At 72.6% G+C, this 15,589-nt stretch carries 15 protein-coding genes; 11 read left to right on the top strand and 4 right to left on the bottom strand.

Going from position 1 to position 15,589, the window contains the following annotated elements:
* Positions 1 to 55: 55 nt before the first annotated feature.
* Positions 56 to 1,120 carry a capsular polysaccharide export protein, LipB/KpsS family gene (locus BUQ68_RS13180; RefSeq protein WP_075216447.1) on the top strand — a complete coding sequence of 355 codons (1,065 nt, stop codon included), beginning with the start codon at positions 56 to 58 and terminating at the stop codon, positions 1,118 to 1,120.
* Here the strand turns inward: BUQ68_RS13180 and BUQ68_RS13175 are convergent, their stop codons facing one another.
* Genes BUQ68_RS13175 through BUQ68_RS13160 form a run of 4 tightly spaced genes read right to left on the bottom strand, consistent with a single transcriptional unit; the run spans position 1,121 to position 6,238 of the window.
* Complete coding sequence (locus BUQ68_RS13175) at positions 1,121 to 2,179, bottom strand: hypothetical protein (RefSeq protein WP_075216446.1); 1,059 nt, start codon at positions 2,177 to 2,179, stop codon at positions 1,121 to 1,123.
* The gene (locus BUQ68_RS13170; protein ID WP_139315238.1) at positions 2,173 to 4,050 is read right to left on the bottom strand and encodes a glycosyltransferase family 2 protein; all 1,878 of its coding nucleotides are present in this window, start codon (positions 4,048 to 4,050) and stop codon (positions 2,173 to 2,175) included. Before BUQ68_RS13170 ends, BUQ68_RS13175 begins: the two co-directional genes overlap by 7 nt.
* Complete coding sequence (locus BUQ68_RS13165; protein WP_075216444.1) at positions 4,047 to 4,877, bottom strand: TrmH family RNA methyltransferase; 831 nt, start codon at positions 4,875 to 4,877, stop codon at positions 4,047 to 4,049. The genes BUQ68_RS13170 and BUQ68_RS13165 overlap by 4 nt, the downstream gene beginning before the upstream one ends.
* Entirely contained in the window at positions 4,874 to 6,238 is a 1,365-nt protein-coding gene (locus tag BUQ68_RS13160; protein ID WP_245293244.1) for a class I SAM-dependent methyltransferase, read from the bottom strand. The genes BUQ68_RS13165 and BUQ68_RS13160 overlap by 4 nt, the downstream gene beginning before the upstream one ends.
* A 133-nt stretch (positions 6,239 to 6,371) precedes the next feature.
* Between BUQ68_RS13160 and tsaB the strand changes: the two genes are divergently transcribed.
* From tsaB to BUQ68_RS13110, 10 genes are all read left to right on the top strand, one after another.
* The gene (gene tsaB / locus BUQ68_RS13155; RefSeq protein WP_075216443.1) at positions 6,372 to 7,076 is read left to right on the top strand and encodes a tRNA (adenosine(37)-N6)-threonylcarbamoyltransferase complex dimerization subunit type 1 TsaB; all 705 of its coding nucleotides are present in this window, start codon (positions 6,372 to 6,374) and stop codon (positions 7,074 to 7,076) included.
* The gene (gene rimI / locus BUQ68_RS13150) at positions 7,073 to 7,561 is read left to right on the top strand and encodes a ribosomal protein S18-alanine N-acetyltransferase (RefSeq protein WP_075216442.1); all 489 of its coding nucleotides are present in this window, start codon (positions 7,073 to 7,075) and stop codon (positions 7,559 to 7,561) included. Before tsaB ends, rimI begins: the two co-directional genes overlap by 4 nt.
* 118 nt (positions 7,562 to 7,679) lie before the next feature.
* Positions 7,680 to 8,063 (top strand): Fur family transcriptional regulator, encoded by a 384-nt coding sequence (locus tag BUQ68_RS13145; RefSeq protein ID WP_075216566.1) that lies wholly within the window; start codon positions 7,680 to 7,682, stop codon positions 8,061 to 8,063.
* Between the two features lie 7 nt (positions 8,064 to 8,070).
* Positions 8,071 to 8,859, top strand: coding sequence for a lyso-ornithine lipid O-acyltransferase (olsA, locus tag BUQ68_RS13140; RefSeq protein ID WP_075216441.1), 789 nt, complete (start codon positions 8,071 to 8,073; stop codon positions 8,857 to 8,859).
* A 143-nt stretch (positions 8,860 to 9,002) separates the two neighbouring features.
* A complete protein-coding gene (miaB, locus tag BUQ68_RS13135) occupies positions 9,003 to 10,445 on the top strand; it encodes a tRNA (N6-isopentenyl adenosine(37)-C2)-methylthiotransferase MiaB (protein WP_075216440.1) in 1,443 nt (480 codons plus the stop codon).
* Between the two features lie 64 nt (positions 10,446 to 10,509).
* Positions 10,510 to 11,523 (top strand): PhoH family protein, encoded by a 1,014-nt coding sequence (locus tag BUQ68_RS13130; protein ID WP_210215640.1) that lies wholly within the window; start codon positions 10,510 to 10,512, stop codon positions 11,521 to 11,523.
* A complete protein-coding gene (gene ybeY / locus BUQ68_RS13125; RefSeq protein ID WP_075216439.1) occupies positions 11,520 to 12,095 on the top strand; it encodes an rRNA maturation RNase YbeY in 576 nt (191 codons plus the stop codon). Before BUQ68_RS13130 ends, ybeY begins: the two co-directional genes overlap by 4 nt.
* Positions 12,092 to 13,123 (top strand): hemolysin family protein, encoded by a 1,032-nt coding sequence (locus tag BUQ68_RS13120; protein ID WP_083656553.1) that lies wholly within the window; start codon positions 12,092 to 12,094, stop codon positions 13,121 to 13,123. Before ybeY ends, BUQ68_RS13120 begins: the two co-directional genes overlap by 4 nt.
* A 258-nt stretch (positions 13,124 to 13,381) precedes the next feature.
* Positions 13,382 to 14,983: an apolipoprotein N-acyltransferase gene (lnt, locus tag BUQ68_RS13115; RefSeq protein WP_075216438.1), complete on the top strand. Its 1,602-nt coding sequence runs from the start codon at positions 13,382 to 13,384 to the stop codon at positions 14,981 to 14,983.
* A 157-nt stretch (positions 14,984 to 15,140) separates the two neighbouring features.
* Complete coding sequence (locus BUQ68_RS13110) at positions 15,141 to 15,554, top strand: helix-turn-helix domain-containing protein (protein ID WP_075216437.1); 414 nt, start codon at positions 15,141 to 15,143, stop codon at positions 15,552 to 15,554.
* The last annotated feature ends 35 nt before the right edge of the window (positions 15,555 to 15,589 follow it).

The raw sequence follows: 15,589 nt of genomic DNA, 5'->3' as shown, positions 1-15,589 counted from the left end.
TGACGGCGCCCGCGGCGACGTGCCTCCCGGCGAGGCCGCCCGGCGAGAGGGCGCGATGATCGCCCGCAGCGGCCCTTTGGCCGATGACCTCGATCCGGTCGCCCGCGCCGCCGCGTCGTGGATCCCGTCCCCTGGCGCGCGCCTCGGCGCCGCCACCTGGAAGCAAGTGGACTTCGACCGCGTCGCGCCGTTCCTCGACGAGGCCGCCTTCGTGTCGCTCTGGTCCGGGCGCGCCGACATCGACGGCGTGATCGGCTGGGGCCTGAAGATCGGCGGCCGCCTCGGCCGTCTGGTGGCCGCCGCCCGCGGCCTGCCCTACTGGTGCCTGGAGGACGGCTTCCTGCGCTCGCTCGGCCTCGGCAAGGCCGGCGCGGCCGCCTGGTCCATCGTCGTCGACGATCTCGGCCTCTTCATCGACGCGCGCCGGCCCTCCCGGCTGGAGCGGATCCTCGCCGGCGCGGATCTTGAACCGCTGCGGGGCCGTGCGGAGGCGCTCGGCCAGGCGATCGTGGCGGGCCGGCTCTCCAAGTACAATCATGCGCCCGACACCCCCGTCTCCATCGCCGGGCGCGGCCGGCGCATCCTGCTCGTCGACCAGGTCTGGGGCGACTGGTCGGTTCCGGCCGCCGGCGCCGACGCGGCGGTGTTCGAGCGCATGTTCCGGGAGGCCTGCGCGGTCGGCGGGGCGACCGTCGTCGTCCGCGTCCATCCGGACGTGGCGGCCGGCTATCGCAAGGGCTTCCTCGGCCTGGAGCGCCGCACCGCCGACGGCCACGTCCAGGTGCTCGACGCGGTCACGTCGCCGCACGCCATCCTGGACGCGGTCGACGAGGTCTGGACCGTGTCGAGCCAGTTCGGCTTCGACGCGCTCCTGCGCGGGGTCCAGGTGGTGTGCTACGGAACGCCCTTCTACGCCGGATGGGGCCTGACCGACGACCGGGCGACAACCCCGGTCGCCGACGCGGCGCGGGCCCGGCGGTCCGCCGTCCGCAGCCTCACGCTCCCGGACCTCGTCGCCGGCGCCCTTCTTCTTTATGCGCGCTACCGCGATCCGACGACCGGCGGCCGGATCGACGCGGAGACCGCCGTCGCCCGGATGACGCGCGCGCTCCGCGCCTGATCAGCCGGACAGCAGCAGGGACGGGCCGCCCTCGCCGAACCGCGCCACGGCGCGCCGTGTCGCCGCCGCGAGCGCCGTGCGCCGCGCCGGATCCGACGCAAGGGCGAGGATGGCGTCGTGCCAGGCGTCGGCGGACGGGCCGAGCATCCATTCGCCGGTGTCCGTGCCGTCGCCGTAGGCGTCCGACCGGGCGAACAGGCCGGCGGCGCCGAGACGGGCCACGTCGATCTTCTTCGTCGCCGTCCGGGCCCGGTTGACCGCCGTCGGCAGCAGCGGCACCAAGGCGATGTCGGCGCCCGTCTCGTAGGTGTGGTCCCGGAAGGCCGGCCAGGACAGGGGCGGCACCACGGTCGTCCGCGGCAGCCCCGCCCAGGCCTTCGCCACCGCGTCCCCTGCGACCACCTCCATGGAAAGCGCCGGCAAGGCCCTGAGGACCCGGTCCACCACCGGGATCAGGAAGGCGTGCTCCCCCGCGTGGATGTCGGTGGCATGGAACACCATCCGCACCGCGCCGCCCGGCGCGCGAGGTCGCGGCGTCGCATCCGCCGGATCCGGCAAGGGACCGAGCACCTCCGCGTCGGCGCCGATCCGGGCCCTCAGCACGGCGTTCGCGGCAAAGAGGCGGTCGAATTCGCCGGAGAGCGCCTGCCACGGCAGGAGCGCCTGCCGGAGCATCCGGACGCGGTACCTGGCCCGGGCGGTGCCGTCGGCGACGATCGCGTGCACGTCGTCGTCGATGAGGAGCGCGCAGCCGGCGAGGCGGGGCCGGTTCTGCCGGACGTAGGCGGCGAGCGCCGGGTGCGGATAGCGGCAGACGATCACAGCGGTGCCCGCGCCGTCGCCCGCCGCCGCCGGCCAGGGCGCCCGCCGGTCGGCGAGGATCACCGGCAGGCCGAGGCCCGCGAGGCGGGCTTTCAGGAAATAGTCGAAGGTCGGGTTCGGAAAACTGCCCGTCACCAGGACCCGTGTCACCGGCACCCGTGTCGCCGACCCGTCGTGCGGCGGGCCGGCGCGCCGGCGCGGATAGGGCAGGACCGCCCGCAGCAGCGCGTCTAGCATGGCGGCTCCAACCGCACCGGCGGCCGGCGGAGCCGCGGGTCGGTGCAGAAGGGCGCCAGCCGCACCGCCCGCGACAGGCGCGAGAGGCGCGGGCTGTAGAAGGGATCCGCCCCGATCAGATGTCCCCACCGCGCCTGCATGTGCGCCACCTCGGCCCGATGGGCGGCGGCCCGCTCCGGCGACGGCAGGCGGCGGCGGGAGACGGACTCGTGGTGGACCAGCGTCGCATCCGGCGTGCACACCACCCGATGGCCCGCCTCCCAGATCCGCAGGCAGAGGTCCACGTCGTTGTAGGCGACCGGCAGCCGCGCCGCGTCGAAGCCGCCGACCGCCTCGAACACGGAGCGGCGCACCAGGAGGCAGGCGCCGGTGACGGCGCTCACCTCGCGCGGCAGATCGGCGTGCGGCGCGGCCGAGCGAGCGACGGCCGCCGGCCGCAGGAACTGGAAGGCGTGGCCGGCCACCGGTCCGAGGCCGAGCACGATGCCGAGATGCTGCAGCGACCCGTCCGGATAGAGAAGCCGCGCGCCGACGGCGCCGACCGCCGGATCGTCCAGCACGGCCACCATCCGGTCCAGCCAGTCCGGGTGGAGGGCCTCCACGTCGTCGTTGAGGAAGAGGAGAAGCTCCGACCGGCTCTCGCCGGCGAGCCGGTTGCAGAGCGCCGCGTAGTTGAACGGCCCGGGCGCGGCGATCCGCCGGGCCGTCGCCCCGTCGAGCCAGCGCGCGAACACCCGGAAGGTCGCAGGCTCGCAACTGTCGTTGTCGCCGACGACCACCTCCGCCGGCGGATGGTCCGTCTCGCGGAGGAGGCTCTTCAGACACCGGTCGAGGAGCCCCGGCTGGTCCCGCGTCGGGATCAGCGCCGCGACCGTGCGCGAGCCGGCCTGCACCGCGCCGCCGGACCGCACCGGCGGTGGGCAGGCGGACGCCTGCCCGGTCAGCACCGGATCATGCGCGATGCGGCCGTCGACCCCGTCGGAGAGCGCGAGCAGGCACCGCGTCACCGGATCCGCCCCGCCGGGATCGAGGCGCCGATGGTCAAGCGCCACAAGCAGCCGGTCGCGGCGCACGAGCGCGATCGACACCGGCAGACCGCCCGCCCGGGCGAGCGTCGGTGACCAGGCCGGCAGCGCCCGCACCGCCGCCACCCGGCCGGCACCGTCGAGCACCACCACGTCGCCATATGCGCCGGAGAGCCGATCATCTGCCGCGAGCCGCCGACGAAGATGCTCCACCGCCCCGGCCGCCACGCGCGCGTCGGCCGTCCTGAGGAGAACCGCGGTCGTCTCGCCGGCCCGCAGCGCCGCCATGAGGTCGTCGTGCCCGACGCCTTTGTCGAGCACCAGGTCGGCGACGTCCGCCGCCTCCGGCGACCCGGACCCGGAGCGTCCGCCCGCGTCCGCCCACCGGGCATGCACGGCCGGCGACGTCGGCGGATCGAGAAGGGCTGCGAGCGCCTTGGCCCGGGCCGCCCGCCGGCGCCCGCGAAGCCCGTCGGCGACCGCCGTCAGCGCCATCGCCGGATCCTGCACCAGGGCCGCGAGCATCATGCCCGGCCACCCGACCGGCCGCAGCGCCGGACCGGCCGCCGGCACCGATCGGCCGTCGCGGGCATCGACCACCGCGACCGACCGCGTGTCCGCCGGCAGGAAGAGGCGGTGCGCCCAGCCGTCCTTGACGGGGCGCATCGGCACCGGGTCGCGGCCCCGGTCCGGACCGGGGTCCAGCATGGGCAGGAGGCCAGCCTGTCCGCCGCGCAAGGTCGCCCGCACCAGCCGGCCCGCGAGCGCTTCGGCGGAGAAGGACGCCGAACCGGCCGCCTGCGCGTCAGGCCCGTCGGCCGCCCGCCCACCCCCGTCCGCCCTCACCTCTCCCCCCGCCGCAGTTCGTAGAGCATCACGCCCGTCGCCACCGCCAGATTGAGGCTGTCCGCCTTGCCCCACATGGGAATCTTCACCCGCACCTGGCACGCCTCGGCGAGCGCGTCGGTGAGGCCCTGCTGCTCGTTGCCCATCACGAGCACGGTCGGCGCGGGGCTTGCCACGGCGCGGTAGTCGGCGGTCGCCTTCAGGTGGGTGCCGACCAGCCGGGCGCCGGAGGTGCGCGCCCACGCCAGGAAGGCGTCGCGGGGCGTGCGCACCAGCGGCACGTGGAAGAGCGAGCCCATGGTGGCGCGCACCGCCTCCATGGAGAAGGGGTCGCAGGTCTCGCCCACCAGGATCACGCCCTTGGCGCCCACCGAATCGGCGGTGCGCGCGATGGTGCCGAGGTTGCCCGGGTCGCGCACCTGTTCGAGCGCCACGAAGATGTCGCCGGCCTTCGGCCGCACCTCGGCCAGCGGGGTCAAGCGCTGGCGGAACACGCCCACGACCATCTGCGGGTTGTCGCGCCGGGTGATCTTGCCGAGCACCTGCTCGGAGACGTCCAGCACCATGCCGCCGCGGGCGTGCACCGTGGCGGCGGCGCGGGTCACCGCCTCGTTCGTCCGCACGGCGGCGGCAAAGCAGATGGTGTGCACCGGCCAGGATTCCTCCAGGGCGTCGGTGACAAGCTTCAACCCCTCGCCGAGAAAGAGCCCGGTCTCGTCCCGGTGCTTCTTCATGGCAAGGCCGCGGATGTCCTTGACGATCGGGTTGGTGAGCGAGGTGATCTGCTTCACCGCGCCGGGCGCCGCGATGGCTGGGCGGTCGGTCATTCTTGCGCGCCTTCAAAGCGGGTGTAGAGCGAGGTGGAGAGGCGCCGTCCCGGCCGGCCGGTCGCGCCGGTCTCCAGGAGCACCAGCTCGCCGGAGGTGAGCACGCCCGACCGGTGGCCGAGGAGATCGGCGGCAAGCTCATGGATGGAGAGGAAGGAGGCCCGGATCGCGTAGGCCGTCAGGATCAGGAAGGACGGCCCCGGCGCCAGCACCTGGCGCATCAGGTCGACCAGGTGCGGCAGGTCCGCCTCCAGGCTCCACACTTCGCCGTCCGGGCCGCGGCCGAAGCGCGGCGGGTCGAGCAGGATGCCGTCGTAGAGCCGGCCGCGGCGCACCTCGCGCTCGGCGAAGGCCACCGCGTCGTCGACGATCCAGCGGATCGGCGCTGCCTCGAGCCCGGCGAGGGCCTGGTTCTCGCGGCCCCAGGCGATCGCCTTCTTGGAGGCGTCCACGTGCGTCACCTCGGCGCCCGCCGCGGCGGCCACCAGCGAGGCGATCCCCGTGTAGCCGAAGAGGTTCAGAAGCCGCGGCCTCTCGCCGCCGGCCGCCATGGCGCGCAAGCGCTCCGCCATGAAGGACCAGTGGGCGATCTGCTCGGGGAAGACGCCCACGTGCCGGAAGGCGGTCAGGCGGCAGACGAAGGGCACGCCGAGCACGGCCATCTCCCAGGTCTCGCCGATGCCCGCCGCCGTGCGCCAGCGCCCCGGCCCCTCCTCCTCCACGTCGCCCGTGAAGGCGGCGCCGGCCTCGGTCCAGCGGTCGGCGGACAGGCGGCGCGGCACCATGGCCTGCGGCTCCGGCCGCACCACCGTCAGCGCGCCATAGCGCTCCAGCTTGGCGCCCTCGCCGCTGTCGAGCAGCTGGTAATCGTCCCAGCCGGGCGTCTCCAGGAGAACGCCGATCCGTTCCTGAACGATTCGCGGTCCGAGCGGCCCGGGCGTCGGACGGCTCTCGCGCGCCACCCCCGCCGGCTTCGCCGGTCCGCGCTCGACAGACGGCTTCGCCGGTCCTCTTTCAAAAGCCGGCTTCGCCACCCCCTTGTCGACCATGGGCCGTGCCGCCGCCCGATCGCCAGCCGGCCGCGACGGTCCGGCCTTCGCGGTCTCCGGCAGCATCGCCGCGGACCCCGACCGTCGGTCGGGCGCGGCGGCCTTCGTGCGAGCCCCGCCGGACCGGGCCTCGCCGCGCGGCGGATCCGCGCGCGCCCCATCCGGCCGCTTGGCGGCGCCGTCGTGCCGCTTGGCGGCGCCGGCCTGCCGCTTGGCACCGTCGGCCTCCGGCCGCGGCTTCGGCCGGCCGGACCGGTCATCCCGCTTCGCTCCGGCGGGCGCCGGACGGCCGGGGGGACGAGGCTTCGGCAAGGGGGATCACTCCAAAGGCACGGGTTGCGGTGAACCGCGCAAACGGTCGTTATACGAACGGCCGTTATACACTGGGGGGCGCCGGAATGAAGCCGGGCTCGACAGAAGGGATCCCTCTCACTAAAGCGTCGTCATGCTCGTCCTTGCCCTCGACACCGCTCTCGACCAGACCGCCGTCGCCCTCGCCGATGGCCGCCGCCTCTTTGTGGCGCGGGTGGAGAGCATGGACCGGGGCCACGCGGAGCGCCTCTTCCCTCTTGTCGACGCGGTGATCGCCGAGGCCGGCGTGCCGCTCGCGGCGATCGACCGGATCGCCGTCACCGTCGGGCCGGGCAGCTTCACCGGCATCCGGATCGCCATCGCGGCCGCCCGCGGCCTCGGCCTCGCGCTCGACCGGCCGGTGGTCGGCGTCGGCAGCCTCAGGGCGCTCGCCGCCTCCCTGCCCGAGCGGCCGACCGGCCCGGTGCTCGCCGCCATCGACGCCCGGCGGGGCGAGCTCTACGCCGCCCTCTTCGCCCCGGACGGCACGGAACTCCACGCCCCCTTCGCGGCCGACGCCGCCACGGTGCTCGCCCGCCTGGGCGATGCCGCCACGGTGATGGTCGGCTCCGGCGCCCCCCTCCTTGCCCATCAGGCGGCAATCGACGGCCGGCAGAGGCCGCAGAGCGTAACCCTCGCCGGGCCGGACCCGCGCCGGGTGGCGGCGATCGGCGCGGCGCTCGATCCGGCCGAAGACACGCCGGTGCCGGCCTACCTGCGTCCGCCGGACGCCAAGCCGCAGGCCCGCATCGCCGGCCTTCTCGTCGGGGCGGCCGGGTCCGCGGAGGTGCGGCCGTGATCCTCTGGTACGATCCCTTTCCGGCCTTCCTCGACGAGGCCCGCCTCACCGACGTGGACGATCTCGCCGAGATCCACGCCGCCGGCTTCCACCGGGGCTGGCACGCGGCGGAGGTGGAGGCGCTCCTCGTCCAGGACGGCGTCATCACCCTGGTGGCACGGCGCGGCACCCCGTTCGGCACGCGCCGGCCGGTCGGCTTCGTGATGGTGCGCGCGGCCGCCGACGAGGCGGAAGTGCTGACCATCGCGGTCAGCCCGCGGCACCGGGGCAAGGGCCTCGGCCGGCGCCTCCTGGACGAGGCGATCCGCCGCCTCTACCGCGACCGGGTCCGGCATCTCTTCCTGGAGGTGGACGAGACCAACGAGGCGGCGCGCCGGCTCTACAAGCGGCTCGGCTTCAAGACCGTGGCCTCGCGGCCGAACTACTACGCCGGACCGGACGCCCGGCCGGCGACGGCCCTTGTCATGCGTGCGGATCTCTCTTAAGCGCAGAAGACCCGGCCGGTTTTCCCTGGCGGACGGCGGGCCGACATCCGAGGACGGACCAGCGGTGACCGACGACCCGAAAGCCACGCCCCTGGAGGACATCTGCGTCGCCAAGGGCATGCGCATGACCGAACAGCGCCGGGTGATCGCCCGCGTGCTGGAGGCCTCGTCCGACCATCCGGACGTGGAGGAGGTCTACCGGCGCGCCGTGGCGATCGACGACAACATCTCCATCTCCACGGTCTACCGCACGGTGAAGCTGTTCGAGGACGCCGGCATCATCGCCCGGCACGACTTCCGCGACGGCCGCTCGCGCTACGAGACGGTGCCGGACGAGCATCACGACCACCTGATCGACCTGCGCTCCGGCCGGGTGATCGAATTCCGCAGCGAGGACATCGAGGCTTTGCAGGAGGTGATCGCCGAGCGGCTCGGCTACCGCCTCGTCGACCATCGCCTGGAGCTCTACGCGGTGCCGATCGACGACCCGAAGCGACGCTGACCGGTCGATGGCGCGTCTTCGTCCGTTCCTCGCCCTCGCGCCGCTCGTGCTCCTGACGCTCGCGCTCTTGCCGGTGCAGATGCTGGCGGTGCGCCTCGACTGGCGGATCGCCCACCGGATCCCGCTGATCTTCCACCGGGCGGCCTGCCGGGCGCTCGGCGTGCGCGTCACGGTCCACGGCCGGCCCGAGACGGCGCGCCCGCTGCTCTTTGCCGCCAACCACGTCTCCTGGCTCGACATCGTGGTGCTCGGCGGAATTCTGCCGCTCTCCTTCATCGCCAAGAGCGAAATCGCGGCCTGGCCGCTGTTCGGCATGCTGGCGCGGCTGCAGCGGACCGTGTTCGTGGAGCGCGAACGGCGCGCCCGCACGGGCGACCAGGCGGCCGCCATCGCGGCGCGGCTGTCGAACGGCGACGCCATGGTGCTCTTTGCCGAGGGCACCACCGGCGACGGCAACCAGATCCTGCCGTTCCGCTCCGCCCTCGTCGGCGCCGCCCGGGCGGCGCTCGACGCCGGCGGCCATTCCCACGTGCTGGTGCAGCCGGTCGCCATCGCCTACACCCGCCTGCACGGGCTGCCCATGGGCCGGCTGTGGCGCCCGCACGTGGCCTGGATCGGCGACCTCGAACTGCCGCCGCACCTCCTCGCCATCGCCCGGGAGGGCGGCATCGACGTCACCGTGTCGTTCGGCACGCCGATCGCCTACGACCGGGACGGCGACCGCAAGCGGGTGACGGCCGGCGCGGAGGCGAGCGTGCGCACCCTCCTCGTGGAGGCGCTCCGGCGCGGCGGTTGAGCGGTCCGGCGCCGGCGCTCCGCCGCTCCTATTCTCATCCCCGCCGAAAAGCGGTAGAGGTCTTCCTTCAGGGAGGCGAGGCGGCCGTCCGGACCGACCGGCCCCGGCCGCTTCCTCCGCCGCCGAAGAGCAGATCGAGACCCGTGACCGCCGACAAGACCGTCTTCATCAAGACCTATGGCTGCCAGATGAACGTGTACGACAGCGAGCGCATGTCGGACACCCTGGTGCCGCTCGGGTACGCCCAGACCGATACCCTCGAAGCGGCCGACCTCGTCATCCTGAACACCTGCCACATCCGCGAGAAGGCGGCCGAGAAGGTCTATTCCGAGCTTGGCCGCATCCGCGTCCTCAAGGCCGAGCGCGACCGGGAGGGCCGCGGCCTGATGGTGGCGGTCGCCGGCTGCGTCGCCCAGGCCGAGGGCGAGGAGATCATCCGCCGCGCGCCGGTGGTCGACATGGTGTTCGGGCCGCAGACCTATCACCGCCTGCCGGATCTCATCGACCGGGTGACGCGCGGCGAGCGGCCGAGCGCGACCGAGCCGGACGCGCCCGCCGCCCCGGCCCGGCGGACCCGCGTGGTGGAGACCGAGTTCCCGGCCGAGGACAAGTTCGACCACCTGCCGCCGGTGGACGGCGCCCGGGCGCGCGGGCGCGGCGTCACCGCCTTCCTCACCGTCCAGGAGGGCTGCGACAAGTTCTGCACCTTCTGCGTGGTGCCCTACACCCGCGGCGCGGAAGTCTCCCGGCCCGCCGAAAAGATCCTCGCCGAGGCGCGGGCCCTTGCCGCCGCCGGCGTGCGCGAGATCACCCTCCTCGGCCAGAACGTCAACGCCTACCACGGCGACGGACCGGACGGCGGCGCCTGGACGCTCGCCCGGCTCCTGCGCGCGCTCGCCGCTATCCCGGGCCTTGCCCGGCTGCGCTACACCACCAGCCACCCGCGCGACATGGACGACGACCTGATCGCCGCCCACCGGGACCTCGGCGCCCTGATGCCCTACCTGCATCTGCCCGTGCAGTCCGGCTCCGACCGCATCCTCGCCGCCATGAACCGGCGCCACACGGCCGACGACTACCGCCGCCTCGTGGACCGGATCCGCGCTGCCCGGCCGGACATCGCGCTCTCCGGCGACTTCATCGTGGGCTTTCCCGGCGAGACCGACGCGGACTTCGAGGCGACCCTCGATCTCGTCCGCGCGATAGACTACGTCGGCGCCTACACCTTCAAGTATTCGCCCCGCCCCGGCACGCCCGCCGCCGACCTCGCCGACGCGGTGCCGGAGGCGGTGGCGACGGAGCGGCTCCACCGGCTCCAGGCGTTGATCGATGCCGGCGAGCGCGCCTTCGCCGAAAGCCTCGTCGGCCGCACCCTGCCGGTGCTCCTGGAAAAGGCCGGCCGCCAACAGGGCCAGCTCGTCGGCCGCTCGCCCTACCTGCAGCCGGTCCACGTGATGGCCCCGCCGGAGCGGATCGGCGCCATCGTGCCCGTCACCGTGGAGAGCCTCGGCCGCCACAGCCTCAACGGCACGCTCGCCGAGGCGCGGGAACCGGCGGGGGCGTCGGCGGTTCGGCTGTCGGCATGAGACCCGCGCCCGCCCGTTCCCCCCGGCCCCGGCCGGCCGTTTCCTCCTCCATCCCGGAGAGTGCATGACCCACGCCTCGGACATGACCCATGTGGTTCTCGTCTTCGACGACAACCGTCTGATCGGCGATCTCTATGGGCAGTTCGACCAGCATCTGGCCCTCATCGAGCAGCGGCTCGGCGTCGACACCACCGCGCGCGGCAACCAGGTGACCATCCGCGGCCCGCACGAAGCCTGCGCCCGCGCCCGCGACGTGCTGGAGGCGCTCTACGCCCGCCTGCAGAGCGGCCAGGAGGTCACCGGCGGCGACGTGGAGGGCGCCATCCGCATGGCCATCACCCTCGACGGCCAGCTCGCCCTGCCGACGCTGGAGCCGAAGACGCGGCTGAAGCTCGCCCAGATCGCCACCAGGCGGAAGACCGTGGTCGCCCGCAACCCGGCCCAGGACGCCTACATCCGGGCGATGGACCGGGCCTCGCTTGTGTTCGGCCTCGGCCCGGCCGGCACCGGCAAGACCTATCTGGCGGTCGCCTACGCGGCCGCCCTCCTGGAGCGCGGCGACGTCGCCCGCCTGATCCTCTCCCGCCCGGCCGTGGAGGCCGGCGAGCGCCTCGGCTTCCTGCCCGGCGACATGCGCGAGAAGATCGACCCCTATCTCAGGCCCCTCTACGACGCCCTCTACGACATGATGGCGCCGGAGAAGGTGGAGCGCGCCCTCACCTCCGGCGCCATCGAAGTGGCGCCGCTGGCCTTCATGCGCGGCCGCACCCTCGCCAACGCGGCGGTGATCCTCGACGAGGCGCAGAACACCACGTCCATGCAGATGAAGATGTTCCTCACCCGCCTCGGCGACGGTTCCAAGATGATCGTCACCGGCGACCCGACCCAGGTGGACCTGCCGCCCGGCCAGGTCTCCGGCCTTGCCGAATCCACCCGGATCCTCCGCGACGTGCCGGGCGTGGTGCAGGTCACCTTCAGCCATGAGGACGTGGTGCGCCACGAGCTGGTCGCCCGCATCGTCAAGGCCTACGACGACGACGGACGCGAGAAGATCGCCCAGCGCAAGGGGGCCTCGTGAGCCGCCCTCCGCCGGCCGTCCCGGCGCTCGTCGCCGACATCCGCGTCGAGGCGGGCGCCTGGGGCGACGCGGCCATCCTGCAGCGTCTGGTGGACCGCGCCCTTTCGGCGGCGGCGGCCCTGGCGGATGCGGAAATCCTCGACGGGTCGGAGGTTTCGATCCTCCTCACCGACGACGCCCACATCCGCGTGCTCAACCGCGACCACCGGGGTTTCGACAAGCCCACCAACGTCCTCTCCTTCCCCCAGGACGACCCGGACGCGGACGCCTACGGCCCGCTACTCGGCGACATCGTGGTCGCACGCGAGACGCTGGAACGCGAGGCGTTGGACGAAGGGCTTCCTTTCAGTCATCATCTGACCCACATGATTGTGCATGGTCTCCTCCATCTGGTGGGCTACGACCATGTGCAGGACCACGAGGCCGCCGAAATGGAGGCGCTGGAGACAGCGATCCTGGCGGACCTTGGAATACCGGATCCCTATGCCGAGCCGCCGGTGGACGGGGCAGGCGGGCAGGGCCGCCAGGGATCCGGCGAGACGGACACGGCCCCAAGAGCGAAGGACCCATGAGCGACCCCGATACCCAGAGTACGTCCGCGGCGACCGTGCTGCACCCTGCCCAGAGCTTCGCGCCCCCGGCAGACCAGAACGGAACGCCGCTCCAGCATTCCGGTTGGCTCGACCGGCTCCGCGAGGCCTTCGGCTTCCGGGCGGTCTCCCTGAGGCAGAACCTGGAAGAGGCCCTCAGCCGCGACAACGCGCTGGGCGCGGCCTTCTCGCCCGAAGAGCGGGCGATGATCCGCAACATCCTCCGCCTGCGCGAAACGCGCGTCGACGACGTCATGGTGCCGCGGGCCGACATCCTGGCCGTGCCGCACGACGTCAGCCTCAACGACCTTCTCTCGACCTTCGAGACGTCCGGCCATTCGCGGATGCCGGTCTTTCGGGAGACGCTCGACGACGCCCTCGGCATGGTCCACATCAAGGACCTGATGGCCTACATGGTCACCGCCGCCCGCGCCGCCACCACGGACGGCACCGGCCCGCTGGCGATCGGCGCCATCGACCTCGCCCGCGCCCTCAGCACCACGGAGCTGCTGCGCCCGGTGCTCTTCGTGCCGCCGTCCATGCCGGCGACCGATCTCCTCGCCAAGATGCAGGCGACCCGCACCCAGATGGCCCTCGTCATCGACGAATACGGCGGCACCGACGGCCTCGTCTCCATCGAGGACCTGGTGGAGACCATCGTCGGCGAGATCGACGACGAGCACGACGAGAGCGACGGGCCGCTGATCGTCCGCAGCGACGACGGCAGCTTCCTCGCCGACGCCCGGGCCGACCTGGAGACCGTGGAGGAGGCCATCCCGGACTTCGTGCCGGAGGCCTACGACGACGAGGCCGACACCCTCGGCGGCCTCGTCTACGCGCTCCTCGGCCGCATTCCGGCCCGCGGCGAGATCGTGGCGGCCGACGATCTGCCCGGGTTCCGCATCGAGGTGCTGGAGGCGGACGGCCGGCGCATCGGCAAGCTGCGCATCGTCCCCGTGCCGCCGGCGGACGGCCGCGACGGCACCGACGACGGCGCCGCTCCGGCCTGATCCGGGTCAGGCCCCGACACCGGCTTCGGCCTGATCGGCCGTGCTGAGAGAGCCCTTCGGCTCGCCGGACGCTTGACCTGCGTCCGGCGGCGCGAACACCCTCCGGTCGTCGGCGGGTGATTCGCCAGAGCGTTCTCCGATCGCGTCGCTCGACTGGATCGACGAGAGAATGCTCCAGGCTTTTGTATCTGGAGCGATGTCTTGTCGACCGGACGATTGCGTCCGGTCGGACAGCGCCCCAGGACCGAAGGAGCGTCTATGAGGTCGATCGCACGGGCGGCGGTCCTGTCGTGGGGCTGGAGCCGCGTCGCCTTGGCATTCGGCGCGGGGGCGCTGTCCTCCCTGGCGCAGGCGCCGGTGCATGCCGCGCCGCTGCTCTTCGTCACCCTCCCGCTTCTCGTCCTTCTCCTCGACGGCGCGGTGGCGCCCGGCCGGCACGGCATCCGGCGGCTCCGGCCGGCCGCGGCCGTCGGCTGGTGGTTCGGCTTCGGCTATTTCCTCGGCGGCCTCTGGTGGATCGGCGCCGCCTTCCTGGTGGAGGCGGAGACGTTCGGCTGGCTGATGCCCTTCGCCGTCCTGGCGCTGCCGGCGGGGCTGGCGCTCTTCTTCGCGGCCGGCGCCATGCTGGCGCGGCTTCTGTGGGTCGACAGTCCCGTCCGGGTGCTCTCCCTTGCGGTCGGCCTCTCGGCCACCGAATGGCTGCGCGGCCATGTGCTCACGGGCTTTCCCTGGAACCTCCTCGGCCAGGCGGTGGCCTTCACGGACCAGACGTCCCAGGCGGCGAGCCTCGTCGGGGTCTACGGCCTGACGGCGCTCGGCATCCTGGTCTTCGCCGCGCCCGTCCTCCTTCTCGACGATCGCCGCCATCCGCTTGCCGGCCGCCTCGTCGGCGGCGCCGCGGTGCTGATCGCCGCCGGCACGGTCGGCTTCGGCCTCCACCGGCTGGCGGAGGCGCCCGCGGTCGGCGCGGATCCGGTGCCGGACGTCCGGATCCGGATCGTGCAGCCGGCGGTGAACCAGGCGCAGAAATGGGACCCGGACCTCCGCCGGCGCACCCTCGACGACTATCTCGCCCTCTCGGACGCCCGCGCGGGGCCGGAAACGCTCGGCGCCATCAGCTTCAGCCACATCATCTGGCCGGAGACAGCCCTCCCCTTCTTCCTCACCGAGGAGCCGGACGCCCTTTCAAGGATCGCCGAGGTGCTGCCGACCGGCACCATGCTGGTCACCGGGGCGCCGCGGCTGGAGGTCGGGGCCGACCGGCGCCGCTTCTACAACAGCGTCTACGCCCTCGACGACGCGGGCCGCATCGTCGGCGCCTACGACAAGGTGCACCTCGTCCCGTTCGGCGAATACCTGCCGCTGCAGCCGCTCCTGGAAGCCATCGGCCTTCGCCAGATCACCAAGGTGATCGGCGGCTTCTCGGCCGGTCCCGGCCTCAGGACCTTGCCGCTCGGATCGCTCCGCGCCGGCATCCTCGTCTGCTACGAGATCATCTTCTCCGCCGACGTGGTGGCCGCCGAGCGGCCGGACCTTCTTCTCAACGTGACGAACGACGCCTGGTTCGGCCAGACCTTCGGTCCCTACCAGCACCTGGACATGGCCCGGCTGCGCGCCATCGAGGAGGGCCTGCCGGTCGTCAGGGCCGCCAACACGGGCATTTCAGCGGTGTTCGACCCCTATGGCCGCCCCTGGGCGCTGCTCGGCCTCGGTGAGCGCGGAGTGCTCGACTCCGACCTCCCGCGGGCGCTGCCCCCATCGTTTTTTTCCAACTCCGGCGCACATTTTTTATTAACGTTCTACGTAATTTCGGTCATTTTGATCGGGCTCGGCGCGCGCAAGTATGCGGGGAAGCGTTGACACGCTCTAAACCTAGGCGGACAATCACTACTGTCGCTACGAGTAAGTGTTAGATACCGCAGCGGCGATATGGGCGGGACCAAAATAGAACAACCGCCTCGATAACCGCGATAACAAAAAAGACTTCTTCAGAAGTCTAACCGCTAACGAGAAACACATGGCCAGCAAAAAGTCACCGAATCCAATCGACATACATGTTGGAAGCCGCGTCCGTCTTCGGCGTATGATGTTGGGTATGAGCCAGGAGAAGCTTGGCGAAGCGCTCGGGATCACGTTCCAGCAGATTCAGAAGTACGAAAAGGGCACGAACCGGGTCGGCGCCAGCCGCCTGCAGCACATCGCCACCGTCCTCAAGGTGCCGGTCTCGTTCTTCTTCGAGGACGCGCCGGGCTCTCCCGATGAGGCGGTGGGCTTCGGCGAGCAGTCCCATTCCTACGTGGTGGATTTCCTGTCCAGCTCCGAGGGCCTGTCGCTGAACAAGGCCTTCGTGCGGATCAAGGACGCGCGCGTTCGCCGCCGCCTGGTCGATCTCGTCCAGTCGCTCGCCGGCGAGGAGGAAGCCGGCGCCTGAGCGTGCGTTTGCCGGAACGAGGCCGCCCAGGACAG

Source organism: Mongoliimonas terrestris, from assembly GCF_001927285.1.
Classification (GTDB): Bacteria; Pseudomonadota; Alphaproteobacteria; order Rhizobiales; family Pleomorphomonadaceae; genus Chthonobacter; species Chthonobacter terrestris.
Note: the sequence above shows the minus strand (reverse complement) of the source record. Positions and strands in the feature narration are given on the sequence as shown.